The sequence below is a fragment of the Caballeronia sp. GAFFF2 genome (assembly GCF_023631485.1).
Lineage (GTDB): Bacteria > Pseudomonadota > Gammaproteobacteria > Burkholderiales > Burkholderiaceae > Caballeronia.
The window spans coordinates 337,553-360,265 of sequence record NZ_JALQDA010000030.1; the positions used below are offsets into that span (position 1 = coordinate 337,553).

The 22,713-nt window shown below is 58.6% G+C and carries 19 protein-coding genes; 6 read left to right on the plus strand and 13 right to left on the minus strand.

Translation table 11 applies throughout. The features are described 5' to 3' along the window. Positions 1–39 precede the first annotated feature (39 nt). From NCT04_RS23730 to NCT04_RS23740, 3 genes are all read right to left on the minus strand, one after another. Positions 40–333: a DUF1330 domain-containing protein gene (locus tag NCT04_RS23730; RefSeq protein ID WP_244831306.1), complete on the minus strand. Its 294-nt coding sequence runs from the start codon at positions 331–333 to the stop codon at positions 40–42. A 120-nt stretch (positions 334–453) separates the two neighbouring features. After that, complete coding sequence (locus tag NCT04_RS23735; RefSeq protein ID WP_250467970.1) at positions 454–1,335, minus strand: isocitrate lyase/PEP mutase family protein; 882 nt, start codon at positions 1,333–1,335, stop codon at positions 454–456. Between the two features lie 88 nt (positions 1,336–1,423). Next, entirely contained in the window at positions 1,424–2,338 is a 915-nt protein-coding gene (locus NCT04_RS23740; RefSeq protein ID WP_250467971.1) for a LysR family transcriptional regulator, read from the minus strand. Positions 2,339–2,450: 112 nt separating this feature from the next. Here NCT04_RS23740 and NCT04_RS23745 point away from each other — a divergent pair, with 112 nt between their 5' ends. The 4 genes from NCT04_RS23745 to NCT04_RS23760 all read left to right on the plus strand — a co-directional run bounded on the left by NCT04_RS23745 (position 2,451) and on the right by NCT04_RS23760 (position 6,632). Continuing rightward, positions 2,451–3,194, plus strand: coding sequence for an SDR family NAD(P)-dependent oxidoreductase (locus NCT04_RS23745; protein ID WP_250468047.1), 744 nt, complete (start codon positions 2,451–2,453; stop codon positions 3,192–3,194). Next, positions 3,194–3,997: a sugar phosphate isomerase/epimerase family protein gene (locus NCT04_RS23750; protein ID WP_250467972.1), complete on the plus strand. Its 804-nt coding sequence runs from the start codon at positions 3,194–3,196 to the stop codon at positions 3,995–3,997. The genes NCT04_RS23745 and NCT04_RS23750 overlap by 1 nt, the downstream gene beginning before the upstream one ends. Positions 3,998–4,032: 35 nt before the next feature. Continuing rightward, positions 4,033–5,388 (plus strand): MFS transporter, encoded by a 1,356-nt coding sequence (locus NCT04_RS23755; protein WP_250467973.1) that lies wholly within the window; start codon positions 4,033–4,035, stop codon positions 5,386–5,388. A gap of 65 nt (positions 5,389–5,453) precedes the next feature. Next, entirely contained in the window at positions 5,454–6,632 is a 1,179-nt protein-coding gene (locus NCT04_RS23760; RefSeq protein ID WP_250467974.1) for an alpha/beta hydrolase, read from the plus strand. Positions 6,633–6,671: 39 nt separating this feature from the next. Here the strand turns inward: NCT04_RS23760 and NCT04_RS23765 are convergent, their stop codons facing one another. Further along, positions 6,672–7,571, minus strand: a complete 900-nt coding sequence (locus tag NCT04_RS23765; protein WP_284503899.1) for a phytanoyl-CoA dioxygenase family protein — start codon at positions 7,569–7,571, stop codon at positions 6,672–6,674. Positions 7,572–8,306: 735 nt separating this feature from the next. On the opposite strand from NCT04_RS23765, the gene NCT04_RS23770 reads away from it, so the two are divergent. After that, a complete protein-coding gene (locus tag NCT04_RS23770; RefSeq protein ID WP_250467975.1) occupies positions 8,307–9,494 on the plus strand; it encodes an acyltransferase family protein in 1,188 nt (395 codons plus the stop codon). Between the two features lie 17 nt (positions 9,495–9,511). On the opposite strand, the gene NCT04_RS23775 is transcribed toward NCT04_RS23770, so the two are convergent. Next, positions 9,512–10,897, minus strand: coding sequence for a sigma-54 dependent transcriptional regulator (locus tag NCT04_RS23775; RefSeq protein WP_250467976.1), 1,386 nt, complete (start codon positions 10,895–10,897; stop codon positions 9,512–9,514). Between the two features lie 499 nt (positions 10,898–11,396). Between NCT04_RS23775 and NCT04_RS34895 the strand changes: the two genes are divergently transcribed. Next, positions 11,397–12,227, plus strand: coding sequence for a response regulator (locus NCT04_RS34895; protein WP_284509422.1), 831 nt, complete (start codon positions 11,397–11,399; stop codon positions 12,225–12,227). Positions 12,228–12,237: 10 nt separating this feature from the next. On the opposite strand, the gene NCT04_RS23790 is transcribed toward NCT04_RS34895, so the two are convergent. The 8 genes from NCT04_RS23790 to NCT04_RS23825 form a co-directional block, all read right to left on the minus strand. Continuing rightward, a complete protein-coding gene (locus NCT04_RS23790) occupies positions 12,238–13,179 on the minus strand; it encodes a diguanylate cyclase domain-containing protein (protein WP_250467977.1) in 942 nt (313 codons plus the stop codon). A gap of 1 nt (position 13,180) precedes the next feature. Further along, on the minus strand, positions 13,181–17,131 hold the full coding sequence (locus NCT04_RS23795) for a response regulator (protein ID WP_250467978.1): 3,951 nt from the start codon (positions 17,129–17,131) through the stop codon (positions 13,181–13,183). A gap of 280 nt (positions 17,132–17,411) precedes the next feature. Continuing rightward, positions 17,412–18,059 carry a VC0807 family protein gene (locus tag NCT04_RS23800; RefSeq protein ID WP_250467979.1) on the minus strand — a complete coding sequence of 216 codons (648 nt, stop codon included), beginning with the start codon at positions 18,057–18,059 and terminating at the stop codon, positions 17,412–17,414. A gap of 71 nt (positions 18,060–18,130) precedes the next feature. Next, entirely contained in the window at positions 18,131–18,799 is a 669-nt protein-coding gene (locus NCT04_RS23805; RefSeq protein WP_250467980.1) for an RraA family protein, read from the minus strand. After that, positions 18,796–19,836 (minus strand): amidohydrolase family protein, encoded by a 1,041-nt coding sequence (locus tag NCT04_RS23810; RefSeq protein ID WP_250467981.1) that lies wholly within the window; start codon positions 19,834–19,836, stop codon positions 18,796–18,798. Before NCT04_RS23810 ends, NCT04_RS23805 begins: the two co-directional genes overlap by 4 nt. Before the next feature lie 19 nt (positions 19,837–19,855). Further along, positions 19,856–21,208: an MFS transporter gene (locus NCT04_RS23815; RefSeq protein ID WP_250467982.1), complete on the minus strand. Its 1,353-nt coding sequence runs from the start codon at positions 21,206–21,208 to the stop codon at positions 19,856–19,858. A 137-nt stretch (positions 21,209–21,345) separates the two neighbouring features. Beyond that, on the minus strand, positions 21,346–22,248 hold the full coding sequence (locus NCT04_RS23820) for a LysR family transcriptional regulator (RefSeq protein WP_250467983.1): 903 nt from the start codon (positions 22,246–22,248) through the stop codon (positions 21,346–21,348). 94 nt (positions 22,249–22,342) lie between these two features. Next, the gene (locus tag NCT04_RS23825; protein WP_250467984.1) at positions 22,343–22,645 is read right to left on the minus strand and encodes a hypothetical protein; all 303 of its coding nucleotides are present in this window, start codon (positions 22,643–22,645) and stop codon (positions 22,343–22,345) included. Between the last annotated feature and the right edge of the window lie 68 nt (positions 22,646–22,713).

A 22,713-nucleotide genomic window follows, 5' to 3' on the forward strand; every position in this document is an offset into this window, starting at 1 on the left:
CGAGGGGACGTCATCGCCTTTCGAACAAAGCGCAGGACGTTATTCAACGCCTTCGACAATGCGGAAATCACGCTCCACTGAATCGCCTAACGTAACGAGCGCGTCCTGATAGGTCTTGCTGTCGTAAGCGGCTTTAGCAGCATCGAGTGAGTCGAACTCGATGATTACCGTGCGTTCCTTAACGCCATCGCCCTGAATGAACGACGCCACGCCGCGCGCGAGAGGGCGTCCGCCGCCTTCCTTGATCGCAACCGTCGCCTGCTTCGCGTACTCCGCGGCCTGATCAGCGTTGATGATCTTGCGGTATGCGCTGACCCAATATCCCTTTGCCATCTCTATCTCCGTTTTGTTACCTGAGTGATTGAGCGCCGGACTTCGTCACGTGCGACTCGTCCGGTTCGAAGGCAGCATAGCAAACTCTCGCTTGAGGCATGCGAGCGCTAAGAGCAGCCTTTAATCGGCTGCGTATTTGCGGTCCAGCTCGTCGTACAGCGGCTTGTTCACGAGCCGCTGACGTTCCGAAAAAGGTGCAACTATGCCTGGATCTTCATCGAGACGGCCTTGTGTCTTTAGTGCCGACAACGCCGTCTGCATACCACGCACGGCGCCTTGCAACGCGGCGTTGGCATAAAGGACGAGGCTAAAGCCAAGGCGCTCGAGGTCCTCTCGCGCTGTTACCGGCGTCTTTCCGCCGATGACGAGATTGATGAGTTGCGGCGCTTCGACGAGTTCGGTTAGCGAGGCAATTTGCTCTGGCGTCTCGATGGCCTCGATGAAAAGAATGTCGGCCCCGGCTTCGACAAATGCGCGCGCCCGCTCTATGGCGCGGTCGAAGCCTTCCACCGCGCAGGCATCCGTGCGTGCAATGATCTGGAAATTCGCGTCCTCGCGTGCGTCGACCGCGGCGTGGATCTTGCCGACCATTTCGCTGGTCGAGACCACGTTCTTACCCGCGAAATGGCCGCATTTCTTAGGCATCACCTGATCTTCGAGTTGAATGGCGTCCGCGCCAGCGCGCTCGAGCGTGCGTACGGTGTGGCGCACATTGAGTGCATTGCCGAAGCCGGTATCCGCATCGACGATGAGCGGAACATCGACGGCATCGCGAATACGAGAGGTATGTTCCGCGACTTCCGCGAGGCTGATGAAACCAAGATCGGGCAGTCCTAGCGACATATTCGTAACGCCTGCGCCGGTTATATAAATTGCTTCGAAGCCGAGGTCGACGGCCACGCGTGCGCTCATCGCGTTGAAAGCGCCCGGTAACAGCAGTGCGCGGCGCGCGTTGACCAATTCGCGAAAGGCGGCGCGGCGGCGAGAGGATGACGTGGTCATGGCTTGATTCCGTAAGTAAGAGATTTTTGCGTTTCGTTCATGTTAAAGCGTGCAGCGGTTTGGCGCTTGGCGTCAAGCGCGTCGTCGCTTAACCGGGGACACGCGCATCGGGAATGGCGCGGCCTAGGCGCTGCGCATTCTTATAAACTGCCTGCATGAATAGAACCGCGTTGCGCGATGGCGGCGCAAAGCGCGAATAAACGAAGCTTGCCGTCAAATGTATGTGTTCGCGTAGCGGGCGTATGGTGAGAGCTGTGCCTGCCGTGGCGAAATCATCGACGATGGTCACGCCGAGCCCGCCTTCGACGAGCGCCAGTGCCTGATCGGCGCGCATCACGTCGATTGTCGACTTGAGTTCGACGCCCGCTTGCTGGCACGTCTGTGCGATCACGGTTCCAAACGGAATGTCTCGCTTGAACAGCACCACGGGTTCGCTTACCAGATCGGCAAGCGACACGACCGATGCCGCTTCAAGTCTGTGCCCCCTTGGCAAGGCGCAAACCATGCTGCCGTACATGAACGAAACGTTTTCCAGATGTTCGTGCGTGACCGGCATTGCGGCAACGGCGACCTCTGCTTCCTTGCTCAAGATTTCCATCGGCATGTCCGCCATTAGTGTGGTCTGCCAGCCTACGGTCAGTGCAGGCAGCTTGGCCTTGATATCGACGAGCGCGGGAGCCACGACGCTCATTGCGAGCGATGCACTGCAAGTGACGCGCAACAGGCTCGACGGCCCTAGCGAAAGCGCGCGCGCGAATTCATCCACGCGCACGGCAGCCTGATAAACCTGCTCGATTTCCCTGAATAACGCATGTGCCTCGGCCGTGGGAATGAGGCGGCTCTTGGAGCGCTCGAATAGGCGCAGGTCCAGTGTCGTCTCGATGTGAGACACGAGCTTGCTCACTGCAGGCTGCGATACGTAGAGCAACTTGGCTGCCGCGTTGATGGAGCCTGTGAGCATGACCGCGCGAAAGACTTCCATATGGCGGAGTTTGAAGCGCATCGGTTCGCCGTACAGCTTAACTAAAAGTTATAGCTTAAAGGAAATTCAGCATACGACAAAGCCAGCGTTTGTCCTTAGTATCGGTTCGAGTGATTTCTATCGCAAAGGGACCATGAACAAACTGGATTTGCAGGACCGTGTATGTGTCATCACCGGCGGCTCTGGTGGTATCGGATATGCGATTGCTGAGCGCTTCGTTGCGTCGGGTGCGAAGGTCGTGCTTTGGGATATCGACAGCGAGGCTGCCTTTTCCAAGGCCGAGCAGGCTCACGCGGCGTTCGCTTCTCATGTAGATGTGACGAATGCCGCCAGTGTAGCCAACGCGGCGCAGGAAGCCCACAAGCGCTTCGGATCGATCGATGTGTTGATCAACGCTGCGGGTATCAATGGAGATATCGGTCCAGTAGAGACATATTCGATCGACGCATGGCGGCGCGTACTCGACATCAATCTCACGGGCGTTTTTATTTGTTGCCGCGAAGTGCTTCCTTACCTGCGTCGCGCGCGGCATGGACGTATCGTGAGCCTGTCGTCGGTCGGGGGCAAGGAGGGCAACCCGAACCAGGGTGCTTATGGCGCGTCGAAGGCAGGCGTGATCGCATTGACGAAGTCGCTTGGCAAGGAGCTCGCGGATACCGAGATTCGCGTCAACTGCGTGACGCCCGCGGCAATCGAATCCGACATGCTGCGCGGCATGACCGAGAATGCACGCAACTTCGTGCTTGCCAAGATTCCGCTAGGACGCGCAGGTCGTCCAGACGAAGTTGCGTCGATGGTGACATGGCTCGCCACGGAGGAATGCTCGTTTTCCACCGGCGCGGCGTTCGATTTGACGGGTGGAAGGGCAACGTATTGATGAAACCTCTATCGCTCGCTCATCTCACGGTACTGGACGTAGGCCCGCCAGATCTTATCGAATTGGCGGCGAGCGCTGGCTTTCGAGCGATCAGCATTCGTCTTTGCTCACCCGTGCACGGCGGTATCGAGTATCCATTGCTTGCGAGGTCGCCTGAATTGCGTTCGACCAAGCGCTTGCTGCATGAGCTCGACGTGAAGGTGACCGATATCGAAGTGATTACTCTTGCGGCCAACACTTCCGTTGGTGACTATGAAGGCACATTCGAGGCAGGCGCGGAACTTGGAGCACACCGTGCATGCGTGAATATCGACGATACCGACCGCGCACGCGTCATCGATCGCTTCAGCGCATTATGCGATCTCGCGGCGCCATTCGGTTTGTCGCTCGATGTCGAGTTCATGCTATGGCGTCCTGTCGCGCGTCTAGCCGATGCTGTGAATATCGTGCTGTCCTCTGGCAAGCCCAATGCGTTTGTTCTGATCGACGCGCTTCATCTCATTCGTTCAGGCGGAACGGTGGAAGAGGTTGCGGCGCTTGATCCGCAGATCATCGGCAGCGTTCAGCTTTGTGATGCGCCAATGGCGTCTCCCGCTGACATCGTTGCAGAGGCACGTGGAGATCGGTTGTTGCCCGGGGAAGGGGAGTTGCCCTTACGCGCGCTGCTTGCCGTGTTGCCCGATAACCTTCCGCTAGCAGTCGAAGTGCCGCTTAAGCGCGAAACCAATCCGCTTAAACGCGCGATACTCGTACAACATGCTAGTCAAAGCCTTCTTGAGACGAGCGCTCGCGTAACACGATAGAAGCTTCGACTTCCATAAAAAAACACGGAGACAATATGACGACAGAAACGATTGGTCGAACCTCGGAGACGACATCATCGAGCGTGCCAGGCGGCAAGCATGCCAGAAAGGCCGCAATCGCGGCGTGGATCGGCAGCGCGCTCGAATACTACGACTTCTTTATCTACGGCACTGTCGCCGCGCTCGTCTTTCCAAAGATATTCTTCCCGCCCGGCGACATGACCGCCGCGACGCTTGCATCGATGGCGACCTTTGGCGTGGCTTATGCCGCACGTCCTTTAGGCTCGTTCCTCATGGGCCACTACGGTGACAGGCTCGGCAGAAAGGTCGTGATGGTCGGCACCTTGCTCTTGATGGGGCTCTCGACGTTCTTAGTGGGATGCTTGCCGACTTATCAGACCGCGGGACTGCTCTCACCTGCGCTACTCGTGTTGATGCGAATCTTGCAGGGCATCTCCGCAGCAGGGGAACAAGCCGGAGCGAATTCAATGTCGTTCGAGCACGCGCCAGCGCATCGTCGGGGTTATTACACGAGTTGGACTTTAAGCGGGACGCAGGGCGGTCAGGTGCTTGCGCCCGCTGTAGTCTTGCCGCTTGCGGCTTTGTTACCCGAAGATCAATTGCTGTCGTGGGGCTGGCGCTTGCCTTTCTGGTTGAGTGTGGCGGTGGTGATCGTCGGCTTTATCGTGCGTAGCCGACTCGAAGAGACGCCCGCCTTCGAAAGCGAAGCCTCGCATGGCGAGGTGCCGAATATGCCGCTCAAGACGCTGCTTACGGGTTATCGCAAGGAATTGCTACAGGTTTTCTTTGCCGCGCTCATTGCGTCTATAGGCACGACGTTCGCCGTGTTTGCGCTTTCGTTTTCGCGCGCACAGGCGCAACCCATCAGCACTTCGGTCATGCTGTGGACGGCTATCGTCGCTAACTTCATCGCGGTCTTCACCATTCCGTTATGGGCCACGCTATCCGACCGTATCGGCCGACGACCTGTATTTATCGCGGGAAACTTGCTGTGCGCAGTTAGCGTCGTGATCTTTTTGTGGTCAATCACGACGGGGAGCAATGCGCTCGTTTTTGCAGCGGGAGTAGTGCTCGGCGGCTTCGCTTATAGCATCACGAATGCAGTGTGGCCGGCGACATACGCGGAACGCTTTCCGACGCAAGTCCGCCTTTCCGGCATGGCGATCGGCACGCAGTTTGGCTTCGCCGTGGCCGGGTTTGCGCCGCTAGTGGAATCCGCGCTCATAGGTAAATACGGTACGGCGTCGTGGGTCATGCCGGCTGCATTCGCGGTGCTGGTGTGTCTGTTGTCCGCAGTGTCCATCTTTTCTATGCGGGAGACTTATGACGTTCCGCTCGAGCAGCTCGGCAAACGTAATTCGATCCTCTAGCGCTGACGCCAACGCGGCCCTCGCGGCATGAAGCATAATGGCTCCGAACTCGACAGGAGCCATGCATGACCGAAACGTTGAAGGATCTGCCGTTGCCCGATGGCATCCGCTCACGTCTGATCGACAACGGCAATGGCCTCTCCATGCACGTGCTGGAAGCAGGTTTCGAAACGCCGGGCAGACCATGCATCGTGCTCTTGCATGGCTTTCCCGAGCTTGCTTTTAGCTGGCGCAAGGTGATGCCGGCGCTTGCCAATGGCGGCTATCATGTCGTCGCGCCCGATCAGCGCGGCTACGGGCGTACCACGGGCGCGGCTGCTATATTCGATACGGATCTCGACGACTTCAATTTTCCAAATCTCGTGCGGGACGTGCTTGGGCTTATAAGTGCCTTGGGCTATCACAGCGTGGCAGCGGTCATCGGCCATGATTTCGGTTCGCCTGTAGCAGCTTGGTGCGCGTTGATCAGGCCGGATGTCTTCAGGTCGGTGGTCATGCTTAGCGCGCCGTTTGCGGGGCCGCCGACATTTCCATTTGGCACCGCATCGGAACATGCGCTGCACGAGGCGGGCGATACAGCATTGACCGAGATGGCCACTGTCTTGGCGGCGCTAGACGCGCTCGACCCGCCCCGTAAGCACTATCAATGGTATTACTCGGGTGCCGATGCGAATGAAGACATGTGGCACGCGCCGCAAGGCATGGCCGCATTTCTGCGCGCTTATTTTCACGTGAAGAGTGCGGACTGGCCGGAAAATCATCCTCATCCTTTAGCGGCGTTGAGCGCGGAAGAACTCGCTACGTTGCCGACTTACTATGTGATGGAGAAAGATAAGAGCATGCATGAGACGGTCGCACCGCATATGCCTTCGGAGGAGCAGATCGCATCATGCGCATGGATGCCGGAACGCGATCTCGACGTCTATGCGGGGGAATATTCGCGCACCGGTTTTCAAGGCGGGCTTAACTGGTATCGCTGCGCGACTAGCGACGCTCACACGGCCGCGCTTAAGACATGGTCAGGCAGCACGATAGACGTGCCTGCATGTTTCATTGCTGGAAGTAGCGACTGGGGCGTGTATCAGCGGCCTGGCCAATACGAAGCGATGCGCATGCGCGCATGCAGCAATTTCCGCGCGGTGCATATGATTGAAGGTGCCGGGCATTGGGTGCAGCAAGAACAGCCGGTCACGGTGGCTAACCGAATTCTGCGATTTCTCAGGCAGGACGCGTTCGGCTTTTAGACTGCCGCACGCGTCCTCTTTCCCTGATGCTTCTAATACTCAACCGGCGGTGCGCTTACCCTTGATAAGACGCGCTACGCGTTCGGCGCCGAGCCGCCATTCATAAGGATTCGTGTAGTCGAACTCGCGCACCTTGCGGGACAAATATGGCCAAAAGCTGTCTCGCGTCCTGGAGTCGTTCACACGCGCCTGCCGTGAGAGACGGCGATTGTCGTTCCAGGGAAAGCTGCGGACTTCTTTCGATGCCCGTCGTGGCAAGCCAAACACCATCGAATACGCATAGCGCGGTGCATCCGAGTGATTCGGACCCGCGAAATGCAGCGTACGTCCCGCATGAATGGTGCAGTCGCCGAGTTCGAGCGGACAAACGACCGCCTCGCCAGCATTGAAGCCCGTGACGCATTCAAGGCCATGCGTGCTCGGATCGCCGCCAATGGGGCCATGCGGAAGCACGGGTCCAATATGCGAGCCGGCGATGAACTGCATGCACCCGTTGGTCAGCGACACCGGCTGCAAGGGGAACCAGAAATTCACCTCTCGATGTTCGATGCGCGGGTCGGTGAATGCTTCATCCTGATGCCAGGGTGTCACGGCCTCGGTATGAGCGGGCTTATGAAAAAAGCTGTCGCTCACGAAGCGTGCCTTGGGGCCGAGCAGTTGCATGGCGACACGTTGCACGCGCCGATTCAACTCGCTCTCCATGAGGCTTCGCTCGAAATGCGACGGACCATGCAATTGCGCGAGCTTAGGCTTGTCCGGACCCTCACCTTCCGGATAAAAGTCGAACAGCATGCCTTGCTTGAATCCCGCCTTTTCGCGCAGCAGGCGGTCGCCAATTGTACGCAAGGTCTTAATCTCCGCATGCTCCGCAACTTTCTCAAGACGGAGAAATCCGTCCTTCCAAAAGCCCTCGCATTGCGCTTGGGATAACGATGTCATCTCCCTTGTCGCCCCGCTCAAAGAAAGAAATGCATATCACTGGAATAAAGCTTCAACAGTGAAACAGCACACAAAACAGCGTTCTGTACGGTCTCGCACAAAGCGCCCCCATGGCCCTCGACGTCTGGCTGAACTTGCCGACTTTGATTTTTTTGAAGTCTTTAGCACGCAGCACACGGTTGAACTTTACGCGAAAGATGCTTTCACCTTTGTTCGCTGCCGCTTACTGAGAGAACAACAAGCGATACCAAATTGACGCTAATCTTGAAGAAATCGCTAGCAATCGCGCCGAGGTCCATCAAATGTGCTAGCCGCCAACCTTAGTCTACGTGGTGGAGCATACATCATGCTTTCATTCGTTGGCGCGTTACAGTCGCTTGCAACGCACCCATCTGGCGGATTCGAGCGGCATTGGCGGACAAAGCCTGGCTGAGAGCGGCAATCAGCCAGCAACATTTCCCGCTTAAACGTTTTACTGTTAAGCGGTTGCAACGATTTAATTGCCATGTCATCTCGATCATTTTTTTTAATATTGTTGCGAATCGCAGACATGCCGCTAAGACATATTCAACTCGAACAGTTTTCCTTCAACAACGACGCCGGCCACATTTACGCAAAGGTGTTTCGGCATGTATCGAATTGCGCGCGCTGGAGAAATCAGGGAACTCGTTGAAGTCATCTATGTCCACGCACCTCGCGGCTGTGAAGGCCGCTATGCATGCAAGGAGGATATCGATGCAGCAAGGACGCGTTGCCGCACTCGACGCTGGTCGTGCGCTCGCGATTGTCGGGGTTGTCGCAGTACATCTATCGTTTCAGTTCCCCAATCTGCCGGGAGCGGTGACGCTGCTGACGCACATGGGGCAGTACGGCGTGCAGTTGTTCTTCGTCATCAGCGCAATCACGATCTTCATGACCCTCGAGATGGACCATGCGCGATGTGTCGACGCGCGCCACGTCGCGCTACGCTTCTACATCAAGCGTTTTTTTCGCATCGCTCCGCTTTACTATGCGGCCATCGTCATCTACGGCCTTATCAGTTACGGGGCGACGCGCTCCGGTTACGAACACGCTTGGGTGCTCGGCGTGCATGGCCCGGTCGATATCCTCCTCAACATGCTTTTCCTGCATGCGCTCTCGCCAACGGCCATCAATAACGTGGTCCCGGGAGGATGGTCTATTGGCGTCGAAATGCTCTTCTACTTGATTGCACCGCTATTGTTTTTCCTGGCGATGAATCGCAAGCGTCTGCTCCTCGCCACCGTAATACTGCTGGCGCTTTCCTTTGCCATTACATCGATGAGCGAATGCCACGGCGTGCTCGATTGCGATGTGACGAACAACTCGTACAGTTACTTCTGGCCGCCCGTGCAGGGACCGTGCTTCATCGTTGGCATGTGGGCGTGGTATGCCTTTCGGTCGCACTTGACGGGCAACGAAAGAGTGACGCGACTTAAGTCGTACCTCTACGCTTCGCTGGCGCTTGGCTTTGCCATCGTGACCGCGATGCTCGGCGTATGGCTCGCTAAAGCTCATGCCCTCGCACCGTTATTCGCGGCATGTAGCGCCGTAGCTTTCCTGCTGTTCGTTTGCACGCGCCGCGCGCACAAAGCAAGTACGCCGCCTATCATGCGCAAGACACAAAGCCCGTCGATGATCCGCCGCTGTGCCGCCGCGTTAGGCCGTGAGAGCTACGGAATTTATCTTTGGCATTTCATTTGTGTCTACGTGACCTTCCATTTCTTTGAGGGAAGGTTCAAGGAGACAAGCAACGAGACAGCCTTGGCGCTATACGGCGCCACGCTGACGGCGGTGCTGGCGGCGTCGTATGCGTTATCGAGATTATCGGATCGAGCGATTCAGGGCCGCGCGACGCGACTCTCGCAGCACTTACTGGCAGCGCTCGACCGACACTTTAATTAGTCTTCGCCTCGTGCGTCTTAAGCGCTCGATGCCTCAAGCGTGCGATCTGCTTTAGCGCGCAGACCATAAGCCGTCAACATACGATAAAGCGTGACTCGCGAAATGCCCAACTCATTGGCCGCTTCACCCAAGCGGCCGCGATGACGCAAGAGTGCGACTTCAATGGCTTGCCGCTCTGCGGCTTCGCGTGCTTGCGCAAGCGTCGTCGGCGCAGCTTCGGCGTATTCGCCGAGTTCGAGATCGCTAGCGAGAATCTGACGTCCTTCCGCCATGACAATGGCGCGACGCACGCGATTAATCAATTCACGCACATTGCCCGGCCAGCCGTAATTGTGAAGCGCCGCGATGGCGCACGGCGAGAAGCCACGCAAGCGTCGGCTCGCATCTTTTCTATAGCGATCGAGCATATGATTGGCGAGCAGTTCGATATCCTTGCCGCGTACGCGCAAAGGGGGCTCGTCGATCTGCAAGACGCACAAACGGTGGTATAAGTCCGCGCGAAAACGGCCTTCGATCATCGCGGTTTGCATATCGACGTGCGTGGCCGAAATGATGCGCACATCCACGTCCGTCGAGGTCTGGCCGCCAAGACGTTCGATTTTGCGTTCTTGAAGAAAGCGCAAGAGACTCGCTTGACTCTCGAGCGGCAGATCGCCGATTTCATCGAGAAAGAGCGTACCGCCATCCGCGGCCTCCACACGGCCGATCTTGCGTTGATTTGCGCCCGTAAATGCGCCGCGCTCGTAGCCGAACAATTCGGATTGAAGCAGATGCGGTGGAATGGCGCCGCAGTTGATTGCGACGAATGGTTGATCGCGACGTACCGAGCGTTCATGAATTGCAACCGCCGTTAATTCCTTGCCGGTGCCTGATTCGCCGGAAATGAACACTGGTGCATCCGTCATGGCGACTTTACGGATTGATCGATAAAGCGCCTGCATGGCGTCACATGAACCGACCATGCTGCCTTCCTTGCCATCGTCCTTACGCGATTCGTTGCCAGTCGCGCTGCTTGCCGTATCGTGCAAGGCGACCATGCCATACGCATGACCGACTGCATCGACTATGCGATCCGCCGATGAAGGCACGGTCACGTAATCGAAGCAGAAGTCGCGGATAAGCCGACAAATCTCGGGATTCTCGACATGCTCGGCGTCGACCGTTGCAACCCAGCCAATCTGGCAGAGTGCAAGCAATTCGGCGACAACGGCCGTATCTTTTGCGAGCCCGCGTTTAGTCAGGTCGACAATGCCGGCGGCAGCGCGCTTGCCATGACGGGCGGCTTTAGGTGGCTTGACGGGATCGATTTGCTCAATCGTCCAGCCGCGAGCATGCAAGCGCTCGGAAAGTTCTTCCGATACGGTGCGCCCGGCATAATAAAGCGTCCTGTTTTCCCCGTGCATGGCTTTTCTCATCTTATTTGTATATGCCGCTAGTATGCGCTTTATTCCTAAGAGCTTAAACGCCCCGCAAACGATAACGCGTTTTTGAATGTTTGCATTGATCTGTACAAATCGATTAAAAACGAAAGAGAAAAATTTGCGGATGCGGTTTGCGATCTGTGTCTGTACGCTTGCGCACTGCCAATCGGCCCTGTCGGAGCAAGGGCAAACGTTGAAAACGCGCCGTACATTTTACTTGCTGGTCTCAGGAACCGCATCGGGTGAACGAATTTTTAGCGCTGGTTTGAGCCTTAGCGGAAATATCGGATAATTTGTATTCTCAAATGAACTCGTCTGCCAGACACCAGAATTTTTGAAGGCAAGGCGTAACGTCGTGGAGTGTGCCCGCCCGATGAATACCAGTCAGAAAATGGATCAGCTCAGCACCCTTGCATCCTCTCGCCAGCCGCGTTTGCTGTTCGTCGAGGACGATCCGGCCATGATTCGCATCGTGGGCGAAATGCTTGCGGAATTTCCTGATCAGCGCTTTGCCATGACAGGCGAAGCGGCCTTGACGCTCGCTCGCCAATCGATCCCCGACCTGATTTTGCTCGACGCGAATCTGCCAAACATGACGGGCTTCGACGTTTGCGAGGTTCTTAAGCGCGACCCTAAGCTTGCACACGTGCCCGTCATCTTCGTGACGAGTCATGACGCGCCCGCGTTAGAGGTCGACGCTTTTCGCATGGGCGCGGCCGACTACGTTATCAAGCCGCTGGTTGCTGCACGACTGCAGGCACGTGTGCGTGCTCAACTGCGCTTGCGCCGCCGAGTCACGGAAGCACGGACGCAAGCTGTGAACGCAGACACAACGCCGCAGGTTCAACGCAAGGCAGCGAGCATCTATGTCGTGGGCATTCTTGCGGACGATACAGCCGATGCGCATCGCGACGCGCTCGAAGCGATCGGCGCGCTGGACATCGTGGCCGATTGCAAAGCCGCGCTGGCTCTTGCAAGCCGCCATGCGCCCGCCGCGATCGTGCTCGATTCACGTTGCTGCGAAAATGGTATCGACGAAACTTTGAGCCAATTGGAAGCCTCGCATCCGCATGTGCCGATAGTCGTACTCGTCGAAGCATGCGATGTCGCAATCGAGCAGCGCACGCTGGATAGCGGTGCGGCGGATGTCATCGCCAAGCCGGCAAAGCCCGCAGTATTGCAGGCTCGCGTGCTCAACGCATTGACGGCGGCGCGCAAAGTCGAAGAGGAAATCAATGCGCTTCGTGAATCGCCGGGCGGCGCGAGCGTGCATTCGTTTCCAGCGGCTTCGCGCGAAGGCCGTGATGCGTGAGCGCTGCGATTTATTTTAAAGGTGCAAGAGCGAAGCGCGCACGTCCGGCGCGCTTTGCTTCGTAAAGAGCGTCGTCTGCGGCCTTGATGAGCACAGCGGAGGTCAGCAGTTCGCGCGATGGCAAAACCGCGGCCACACCCGCCGACAAGGTCACATGCTCATCGACGTCCGAAAGGCGATGCGCAATGGCCAACGCACGCACGGCGTCCAGCATGTTCTGCGCGACCAGTTTGGCACCATCGACATTCGTATTCGGCAAGAGGCACGCGAACTCTTCGCCGCCATAGCGCGCAAGCTTGTCATAGGGCCTGCGCAGACTCTTCCCCAAAGTCTTGGCAATCGTCTTTAAACAAGCATCGCCGGCCTGATGGCCATAGTGATCGTTGAAGCGCTTGAAGTAATCCACATCCAACAGGATCAACGAAAGCGGCGAATTCTCACGTGCGCAATGCCGCCAGTCCGCAAGCAAGTCTTCATCGAACTTGCGTCGATTAGCGACACCGGTAAGACCGTCCAGCAGGGCGCTTGCGCGCAAGCGGTCGCCTTGCAGCTTGAGCGTCAGATGCGTGCGCACGCGTGCTCGCGTGATGACAGGATTGATCGGCTTAGTGATGAAATCAACGGCGCCGAGTTCGAGCGCTTTGACTTCGTCGTCTTCGTGATCCTGCGAGGTGATGAAGATGATGGGTGTATCGCGCGTCAACGGATCGGACTTGAGGCGGCGGCATACTTCGTGTCCGTCGAGATCGTCCATCACGACATCGAGCAGAATCAAATCGGGCAGTTCGTTTTGCGCGACTTGAATAGCTTGCGCGCCGCTCGTCGCCATGAAGATGTCGCACGTGTCGCGAAAGAGTTCATACAGCACGCGAATATTGACGGGCTGATCGTCCGCGATCACGAGCTTGGGACGACGGTGCACATGCATGAGCCATTGCTCAAGCTCTTCCATATCAGTTTTGCTCCAGCATGTCGCGCGCAAGTCTTGATGCGCGCTCAAAGTCGAGAGCGCGTACACGCGCAAGCAATTGTTCAAAGGCAACGCGCTGGTCATCCGGCGCTTGCGGCCACAAACTCTCGGACATTGCAATCGCTTGAAGATTCGATGAATCGAGCAACGCAACAATGTCGTTGAGGCGCGCGCGCCAGTCTTCGTCGGCAAGAGGCTGTATTTGCGGCTTCTCTTGCGTACTTGCATGCCTTTGCGGGAATGCCTGCGTGAGGCGCTCGACGCTCGTTGCAAGCAACTGCTGCATGCGCGCGAGTTGTGCGTCGATGGAGGCGAGCGCGCGCGCCGTATCGTCCGAGGCTTTGAGATCGTTTTCGAGCCGCGCAGCGAGCTTCGCCAATGCCGATGCGCCAACAGTGCCCGCGCTACCCTTAAGCGTATGCAGTACCGATGCCACGCCCTGAACATCGCGCGCGGCAAGCCGTGCAACAAGCCGCGTCAAATGCTTGGCGGTCTGTGGTCCAAAGCCATCAATCGCGTTACGAATCAGATCATGATTGCCGCCGAATCGCGCGAGCAGCGACGCGGATGGCTCGACGATGTCATCGTCTTCCGCATGACTCGATGCCGCGTCTTCCACGACGGCTCGTGCACTGAGCACTGCCACCAGCCGCTCGACATCGATCGGCTTGCCGACGTGATCGTTCATGCCCGCAGCGAGACAGGTGTCGCGATCCGCATTCGATGCATTCGCCGTCATCGCGATGATCGGCAACGCGCCGAAGCGGCCATCCGCACGTATCAGTCGGGTGGCTTCGAGTCCATCGAGGTCGGGCATCTGCACGTCCATCAGAACGGCGTCGAAGCGCGCGTTGCCCTGGAGCACGGCATGCACGCCTTCACGTCCGCTTTCCGCAAGCGTCACGGTGGCGCCTTCCGCGCGCAACAAACCTTCCGCGACTTGCCGGTTGAGCGCATTGTCTTCGACTACGAGCAGTTCGAGTCCGGCGAGACGCCGCTTGCGCGGTGCGCTTGCCGGGACAGGCGGTGCCTCTTTGTCGTTTGCATTCGATCTTGCCACGCGAATCGCGGCGACGAGTTGCTTGGGCGTGACCGGCTTGGTCAAAAAGCCGGCGAAGGGCGGCGCGCCGCCTTCTTGCGTTTCCCTCAGCACTTCGCGTCCGAAAGCGGTGACGAGCAACACGAGCGGCGGCGCGGCGCGGCCTTTCATCGTGTGGATCAGGCGTGCGGCATTCAAACCGTCGAGCCCTGGCATGCGCCAGTCCATCAGGGCGATGTCGTAAGGCTGGTTGTCGCGTGCCGCATCGCCGATGCGTTCCACGGCTTCGATGCCGCTCTCGACCACATCGGCGTGCCATCCCAGCGAGCGCACCGTGCGCAACAGGATTTCGCCCGCGATGGGGTTGTCGTCGGCGATCAGGAGGCGCACCGGATGATCGAAGTCGATGTCATCCGTTTGTATTTTGTGTACATCCGATTGAATGCCGAATTCAATATCGAACCAGAAGCGGCTGCCCACGCCCACTTCGCTCTCTACCTGCAGTTCGCCGCCCATCATCGCGACGAGCCGTTTGCAGATCACGAGTCCGAGCCCGGAGCCGCCGAAACGGCGTGTAGTCGATGCTTCCGCTTGCGTGAAGCCTTCGAAAATGCGTTCGAGCTGAAGCGCGCTGATGCCGATGCCGCTATCGCTAACCGCCACGCGCACGCGCACCGACGCGTCTTTGACCGCTTCGATGCCGTGCACGCTCACGACGATCTGCCCGGCCGTCGTGAACTTGAGCGCGTTGCCCGCAAGGTTGATGAGCACCTGCTGCAGGCGAAAGCCGTCGCCCAAGAGCGTGTCGGGCAATTCCGGGTCGAGGTCGAACAGTACTTCCACGTCCTTCGTGCCTTGATTACCGGAGAGTACGACGCCGAGTTCTTCCATCAGCTTTTCAGGCTCGAACGGATGACTGTCGAGTTGCAGCTTGCCTGCTTCGATCTTCGAATAATCGAGAATGTCGTTGAGCAGGTTGAGGAGCGACTTGGCCGCGGTTTCGGCTTTGCTCACGTAGTCTTGCTGACGACGATTGAGCGAAGTCAGTTGCACCAGATGCAGCATGCCGAGGACCGCATTCATCGGCGTACGGATCTCGTGGCTCATGTTGGCGAGGAAGGTGGATTTGGCCGCGCTCGCTGCATCGGCCTGTTCCTTCGCGTGACGCAGGTGGTATTCGAGTTCGTATTGATCGGTGACGTCGTAATTTACGCCGGTCATCGAGACGGCGCGGCCGCTCGCATCGCGTTGAATGCGCAGTCCGCTCTGAATGCGCCGGATCGCGCCATTCGCCAGAACGATGCGAAAGGGCGGCATGACGACAGGCGCTCCGTCGATGGCCGCCTGCAGACTTTGCAGCGTCGCGTCACGATCGTCCGGGTGGATGCGCTGCTGCCAGTGCTCGATATTCAATCCTTGGTCGACTAGTTCGGGCGGATAGCCGTAAATCTCGAACATGCGCGGCGTCCAGTGCAGCCGCCCGGTAACGATGTCCCATGACCAGATACCGAGTTCGGCGATATCGGCCGCGAGCAACAGTTGGTCGCGCGCATCGGCGAGTTCACTGCGTTCCTTCTTTTGCCGCGAGATGTCCGTAATGACGCATACAAAATGCAAAGCGCCATCTACTTGCATCGCGCCCGTGGAGACATGAGCGGGGAACGACGTGCCGTCCTTGCGAAGCCCGGCGAGTTCGCCGTTCGCCGTGGGCACGCCGGTGCCAGTAGTGAATTGCGTTATGTATTCGTTATACGTTTCGATCCAGGCCGGCGGCACGAGCAAGCGGATGTTCTGTCCGATCAGTTCGCTCGCGGCATAGCCGAAGACCTTCTCTCCCGCCGTGTTGAACGAGCGAATCGCGCCGCGTTCGTCGACGGTGATGATCGGGTTTATCGCCGTATCGAGTACGGTGCGGGTAGTGGCAAGACTGCGCGCGAGCTCCTGCTCGATCTTGATGCGGCTCGTAATCTGCCGCACGATCTTGAAGCCGAACAGCGCGAGCGCAAGTGCCAGCAATGCGGTGACCGCCGCGTGCCAAAGCGTGTCGCGCCACCACGGCGCGATGATCTCGTCACGCGAGAGCGCCGCCGCCACGAAAAGCGGGTAATCCTCGAGCTCGCGGTAACTGTTCAGACGCGTGACGCCATCCTGCGACGAACTGGTTATGAAGCTTCCTGAGCGGCTATCGGCGCGATGCATGCGAAAGAGCGTCGTGTCGACCATGCTCTTACCGACGAAACGGTCCTCGAACGGTCGGCGCACGATCATCGCGCCCTCATTCGAAACCAGCGCCGCCGCGCCGCCCTGGCCGAGGTCGAGACTGTCGTAGAAGCGCGAGAAGAAGGCCACGTCGATGGTCGCGAGCGCCACGCCCGCGAAGCTGCCGTCGGGCGCATCGATGCGCCGAGATATCGGCACGATCCACTTGCCGGACGAGCGGCTCTTCACCGGCAAGCCGATATGCGGCCCGCGCCCGGTGTGCGTGCGATGGTATTCAAAATACTCGCGGTCGGCATTGTTGAAACGTTGGCTGAGCGCCGGGCGCGAGTTGACGAGCCACGCGCCGTTTTTGTCGTAGATGAAAAGACCGTTGAGTTGAGGCAACTGTTCGACCCGCGTCACGAGCGAGCGATGCAGCCGTTCGAGCGCGGCCGGTTCGGTGCCTTCCTGCTCGACACGTTCGACCATGCCGATGAGCGTCGTATCGGCTTCCTTGAAGGTGTCGTTTGCATGCTGCGCCATGGCGCGCGCGAGGTTGGCCGTGGCCGTGGTCATTTCTTCGAGCTGCACGCGCCGTGCGGCAATGCTGCGCCACACGTCGGTGCCGATCAGCAGGACACAGACGGCCACGATGAAGGCCGTCATCCTGAAAGTGAGGGATTGGCGACTGGACACGCCGGAATCTCCGTTTAAGCGAGTGCCAATGGCGCAGGCCGGGGTTCTGTTCTGAACGCTGCCGTATCTTATCGTGCCATTTCGGAGGAGACCGTCGAGGGGCGGGCCTGGCGTGTACGGGGTCGTGCGCGGTTATCCGACATGTTTACGGCAGCCACAGGAAAAATCTTGATGGCGGTTTGTCCGGGCATCGGTAAAAAGGAGGAATCGTGTTTTGCATGCAGCATGCATGGTACCGGCATGCTGCATTCGGCATGCAAAATTCCAGGCGCGAGCACGTTCAGCCAAGCAAGCCATCCCGCGACGGATCGCCTCCGCGCTGCCGGTTGACGAGTCGTCCCCGAAACCAGAACGTCCATGCAAGCAGACCGCCGTAGATTGCGTAGCTGATGAAAGGCGAGACGACGAGGTAGCGTTCGACGGGCCAGTTCCACGCTAACCAGAACCGCAACGCCGTTTCGATGGACAGTCCAACGCCCCAGACGAGCGTCATGAGTCGCAATGAGTCGCGCAGCGCTGCGCTGTCGCGCCAGTAACCCTCGAAACGCTCGGCACCGCCTTTCTGTTGGCGTGCGACGGTTGCGCGCGTGAGATAGAAGATCAGTGGACGCTCGAACAGCATCGACACGAGAAATACGACGCCCGTCGCGCCCGACGCAAGCGATTCGCGCACGAGCAGGATGCGCGGACTACCGCCGAGCGCGAGCAAAACGATAGAGAGAGCAATGCCGAACAGCACCAGCGCAGAGACCGCATCGACGCGCCGTGAGCGCGTGAACTCGAATAGGCTCCATGCAAGTGGTGGCGCGGCGGACGCATAGAGCGCGCCGACGTTGCCCCAATGCGGCAGGGCGAGGCGATATGCAACCCACGGCAGCAGCAGGTTGGCGACGAGTTCCAGTGCCAGTGCAGGTTTGATCTTTTTCATGGACTCATGACGTGACGCCTTCGCGATGAGGCGGCCTTGAGCCCGAGTATAGAAGATCGCGACCGGCTGTTTCAGCCCTTCATCGACCGTTCGAGTTGCGCGGCAATCCAGCTTCGGTCGAACGTGCCTTCAGCGATGGATCGCAAAGCCTGTGCTTCTTTTTGCTCGGTCTGACGCGCGCGCTCGATCACATCGGCTGCATCGGCTTGTGCGATGGCGAGCACGCCGTCTTCATCGCCGACGATGATATCGCCCGGATACACGACCATGCCGCCCACCGTCACCGGCACGTTGATCTCACCGGGTCCGTTCTTATAAGGCCCACGATGCGTCACGCCGCGTGCATACACTGGAAAATCGCGCGAACGCAATGAAGCGACATCGCGGATCGCGCCGTCGATGACGAGGCCCACAATGCCGATGCTCTCTGCATAGCTCGACATGATGTCGCCCATCAACGCTTGCGTGAGTTCTCCGCCGCCGTCGATCACGAGAACGTCGCCGGGGCGGCAAAAGTCGAACGCGCGATGAATCATCAGATTGTCGCCGGGCCGCGTGCGCACCGTGACAGCCGTGCCCGCCAGCGTGTTTGGCCGATGATAAGGCGTGAGTCCTATCGTGCCCGAACTGCGAGCCATGCTGTCGGAGAGAAGCGATACCGCAAGCGACTTCAATGCCGCGAGCACTTCGGGACTTGCCTGCGCGGCAGATTCATTCTGCCGCCATCCGGGGGCGTTCATTGCGAGACTCCTTGCCGTGAGCTTTGACGTGCGATTTGTGAATCGAGACGCGCATAAACAATGCGCGCGTTGTGCTCAAAGATACGCTGCCGGTCTTCATCCGCGAGCCATGTAATGCCGTCGATATAGCGGCGCGTATCGTCGTAGTGATGACCCGTTTCTGGATCGATACCCTGCACCGCGCCGATCGTCTCCGAAGCGAAAAGGATGTTCTTCGCCGGAATGACCTTGGCAAGCAGCTCGGCGCCAGGCTGGTGATAAACGCAGGTATCGAAGAACACGTTGTTGAGCAAATGCTCATCGAGACGCGGCTGCTTCATGTCTTGCGCCAGCCCGCGATAACGTCCCCAGTGATACGGCACCGCGCCGCCGCCGTGCGGAATGATGAACTTCAGCGTCGGAAAGTCCTTGAAGAGATTACCCGCCAGCAACTGCATGAACACCGAGGTATCGCCGTTGATGTAGTGCGCGCCCGTCGCATGAAAGTTGGGATTGCACGATGACGACACGTGGATCATCGCAGGCACGTCGAGTTCGACGAGCGCTTCGTAGAGCGGATACCAGTGGCGGTCGGTCATCGGCAAACCGGACCAGTGGCCGCCCGAAGGATCGGGATTGAGATTGCAGCCGACGAAGCCCATCTCTTCGACACAGCGTCGCAGCTCGGCAATGCAATTTGCAGGATCGACGCCCGGTGCCTGAGGCAACTGACATACGCCGATGAATTGCCGCGGGAACAGCGACACCACGCGATGAATGAGGTCGTTGCATTCCTTCGACCATGCTTCGTTGGCGCTTGCATCGCCGAGATGGTGGCCCATGCCGGCCGCACGCGGCGAGAAGATCGTGAGGTCTATACCGCGTCCGCCCTGCACGCGTAATTGCCCGTTTTGGATGGTTTCGCGTATCTGGTCGTCGCTGATCGATGGACGAGGCGGCACGGGCACGCCGTCCTTCAGCGCGGCGATCTGCTTCGTACGCCAGGCTTCGTGTTCTGGCGGTGACGTGGTGTAGTGACCGTGACAATCGATGATCATGGAATGAGTCTCGCGATGTTTAAAGCGTTTGTTGGGCGCGGCGAGGCGTGGTACTGGCTTCGTCTTCTGGCGGACGTACACGCATCACGAGCGCGATGATCGTCGCGACCACGAGAAACGCGGCGATGGTGACGAGCGCGAACTTGAAGCTGCCCGTTGCGTTGCGCACGAGCCCTATGCTCCACGGTCCCACGAGACCGCCAAACTGCGCGATGGTATTGATGAGCGCAATGGTCGCCGCGCCTGCCGCACCCGTGCGAAACGAGGCAGCAAGACTCCAGAACAACGGATTGCCCGCATAGATGAAGAGGCCAGTCACGCACAGAAGCGCATAAGCAATGATCGGCGAGGGCGCATAAGCGCTCCCTGCAATAGCGATGGCGCTCATGCCATAGACGAAGGCCAGATGCTTCTTGCGGTCGCCCGTGCGGTCAGAACTGCGGCTGATGAGAAAGGTTCCGAGCACGCCGAAGAGCGGAGGTGCAGCAGAAAGAAACCCTACTTCGATATTCGACAGATGGCCGAGGCTCTTCACGATTTGCGGCAGCCAAAGAAAGAGTCCATAGATGCCAACGAGCGCGCAGCCGAAGAGACATGCAAGGCTCCACACGCGAATATCGGCGGCTACACGCCACATCGAAACATGACCGCTGCCACCAAGCGCCGCGCGTTCCGTTTCGAGCGTGCCTTCGAGCCAGTGCTTTTCTTCAGCGGTGAGCCAGTCGGCATCGGCGGGACGTTCCTGCATCACGCGCAACGTGATGATGCCGAGAAGAATGGCGGGCACGCCTTCGCAAATGAACATCCACTGCCAGCCTTGCAGACCGAGAATGTCGTTGCCGTAGGTCATGAGCGTCGTCGAGATCGGTCCACCCAGCACCGCTGAAAACGAGCCTGCGATGATATAGCCGCCCACTGCACGCGCCCGATAACGTTCGGGGAACCACTTGGTCAAATACACGGCGACGCCCGGCAAAAAACCTGCTTCCATCACGCCGAGCAGAAAACGTACGGTGTAGAAGGTCGTATCGTTGAAGACGAACGCAGTGGCCGCCGCGACCGCGCCCCATGTGATCAGAATACGTGCAAGCCAGCGTCGCGCGCCGACCTTATGCAGGAGCAAGTTGCTTGGCACTTCGAGCAGCATGTAGCCGACGAAGAACACGCTGCCCGCAAAGCCGAAAACCGCTGGACTGAAGTTCAGCGCGCGATTCATATCGAGCGCTGCAAAGCCGATGTTGATGCGGTCGAGATAGTTGAAGAACATCATCGCGAAGAGCAACGGCATCAGGCGGCGATACACCTTGGCCATGGTCGCTTTCGCTATAGGGGAATCGCTCGTGGCTATTGCTGCGTTCGTTGGCTGAATCATGTCGTCTCCATGCCGCGCTTGCTCGATGCAGGCGTCTTTGCAATCCGCGCTCCTGTTTGCAGAGCGCAAGGGACATGATAGGGACGTGAGCCGTCCTCCGTCCAACACGGATTGCGCATGCTTCTATGCGTTTTAGCTTATAGCGCGCTGTCAGCGTGAGCTTCGTTCGGCAGGCAAGCGAGAAACGCTTGCAAATGCGGCGAGCTGTCATCTTCACGAAAGGTCGCTGTCAACGATGTGATCTGACTCGCGCCCGGTCCCGTGAGAAGCTTGCAGACGACATCGGCGCGCCCATGCCGCGCCACCGATTCACCGACATACGTTACGCCAAGGCCCGCGGCCACGAGTGCAATCGCGGTCTGTATCTCGTAGGCTTCATGTCCGACAATGGGCGTGATGCCGGCGTCGCGATAGAGCGTGGCGATGAAGCGCGGAAACTGCGCAGCCGGATGCTTCGGATAGACAATGAGCGGCGATGTCGCGAGGTCATCCACGCGCACGCTATCACGTTCGGCGAACGCATGATCGACGGGCAGAACCGCCATCACGCGCTCATGCAGCAGGATGCGTCTCGTGCAGCCAGGACGTTCGGGTGCTTGTCTGCCAATGCCGATATGAATGCGTGCATCGCGCAGTGCATCGGCTTGCTCCTCGGTGAGCATCTCGAAGAGCTTGAGTTCGACCTTCGGATAAGCCGCATGGAAGGCCTTCAACGCGGGCGGCAAGACGCTGTACATCGCCGAACGCGTAAAGCCGACGGAGAGCCAACCATGCGTGCCGGCATCGATCGCCCGCACGCCTTGCGTCGCTTGTTCGCAATGGTCGAGAATTTGGCGCGCTTCGGTATAAAAATAACTGCCCGCTTCGGTAAGCCGCAAGGGACGGCTTCCACGATCGACGAGCTGACTGCCAAGGCGTTCCTCTAGCGCGCGAATCTGCTGGCTTAACGCAGGCTGCGCGATATGCAAACGCTCGGCCGCGCGGCTGAAGTTCAGTTCTTCAGCTAGCACGATAAAGCATTGCAGTCCCCGTAGATTCATTGCAAAAAGGCTCCCCAGGCTCCCGCTTCCGATTGATGGCATCGCTCATGATAAAGGGGAGCCGCATTGAGAGCCCGGGAAATGTGCCTTGCAATTATCTGGACGGCGGCGTGCCACCCGTACCCGGCAGAACATGTGGTCCGCCTGTGACAGGAGTGGGCGTATTAGCGGTATTTGCCGCGTTTGCGGCATTCGCGGAATTCGCTTGCCCGTTCGAATATCCCGGCGACGACTTCGGCTGCTTCGGCTGAAGCGACTGATTGATGACGCCGATCTGCCCGAGCTTCTGCGCCGCGCGATTGTCGGCCTGCGCGGCTGTGGTGACGGCAAGGCTTGCCGTGCCGACGACAAACGCCATTACAATGCGCCACGGCATACCGTTGCGATGATTTCTCATGATGACCTCCTTCAAGCGGCTGTCTGCAAGAATCAGACAACCTACTGCTAGCATGCGCAAGGATTGCG

Bases quoted from the DNA above. Each gene is read 5' to 3' on its own strand.
- NCT04_RS23730 (WP_244831306.1), bottom strand. From the start codon at position 333: ATGGCAAAGGGATATTGGGTCAGCGCATACCGCAAGATCATCAACGCT.
- NCT04_RS23735 (WP_250467970.1), bottom strand. From the start codon at position 1,335: ATGACCACGTCATCCTCTCGCCGCCGCGCCGCCTTTCGCGAATTGGTC.
- NCT04_RS23740 (WP_250467971.1), bottom strand. From the start codon at position 2,338: ATGCGCTTCAAACTCCGCCATATGGAAGTCTTTCGCGCGGTCATGCTC.
- NCT04_RS23745 (WP_250468047.1), top strand. From the start codon at position 2,451: ATGAACAAACTGGATTTGCAGGACCGTGTATGTGTCATCACCGGCGGC.
- NCT04_RS23750 (WP_250467972.1), top strand. From the start codon at position 3,194: ATGAAACCTCTATCGCTCGCTCATCTCACGGTACTGGACGTAGGCCCG.
- NCT04_RS23755 (WP_250467973.1), top strand. From the start codon at position 4,033: ATGACGACAGAAACGATTGGTCGAACCTCGGAGACGACATCATCGAGC.
- NCT04_RS23760 (WP_250467974.1), top strand. From the start codon at position 5,454: ATGACCGAAACGTTGAAGGATCTGCCGTTGCCCGATGGCATCCGCTCA.
- NCT04_RS23765 (WP_284503899.1), bottom strand. From the start codon at position 7,571: ATGACATCGTTATCCCAAGCGCAATGCGAGGGCTTTTGGAAGGACGGA.
- NCT04_RS23770 (WP_250467975.1), top strand. From the start codon at position 8,307: ATGCAGCAAGGACGCGTTGCCGCACTCGACGCTGGTCGTGCGCTCGCG.
- NCT04_RS23775 (WP_250467976.1), bottom strand. From the start codon at position 10,897: ATGCACGGGGAAAACAGGACGCTTTATTATGCCGGGCGCACCGTATCG.
- NCT04_RS34895 (WP_284509422.1), top strand. From the start codon at position 11,397: ATGCTTGCGGAATTTCCTGATCAGCGCTTTGCCATGACAGGCGAAGCG.
- NCT04_RS23790 (WP_250467977.1), bottom strand. From the start codon at position 13,179: ATGGAAGAGCTTGAGCAATGGCTCATGCATGTGCACCGTCGTCCCAAG.
- NCT04_RS23800 (WP_250467979.1), bottom strand. From the start codon at position 18,059: ATGAAAAAGATCAAACCTGCACTGGCACTGGAACTCGTCGCCAACCTG.
- NCT04_RS23805 (WP_250467980.1), bottom strand. From the start codon at position 18,799: ATGAACGCCCCCGGATGGCGGCAGAATGAATCTGCCGCGCAGGCAAGT.
- NCT04_RS23810 (WP_250467981.1), bottom strand. From the start codon at position 19,836: ATGATCATCGATTGTCACGGTCACTACACCACGTCACCGCCAGAACAC.
- NCT04_RS23815 (WP_250467982.1), bottom strand. From the start codon at position 21,208: ATGATTCAGCCAACGAACGCAGCAATAGCCACGAGCGATTCCCCTATA.
- NCT04_RS23820 (WP_250467983.1), bottom strand. From the start codon at position 22,248: ATGAATCTACGGGGACTGCAATGCTTTATCGTGCTAGCTGAAGAACTG.
- NCT04_RS23825 (WP_250467984.1), bottom strand. From the start codon at position 22,645: ATGAGAAATCATCGCAACGGTATGCCGTGGCGCATTGTAATGGCGTTT.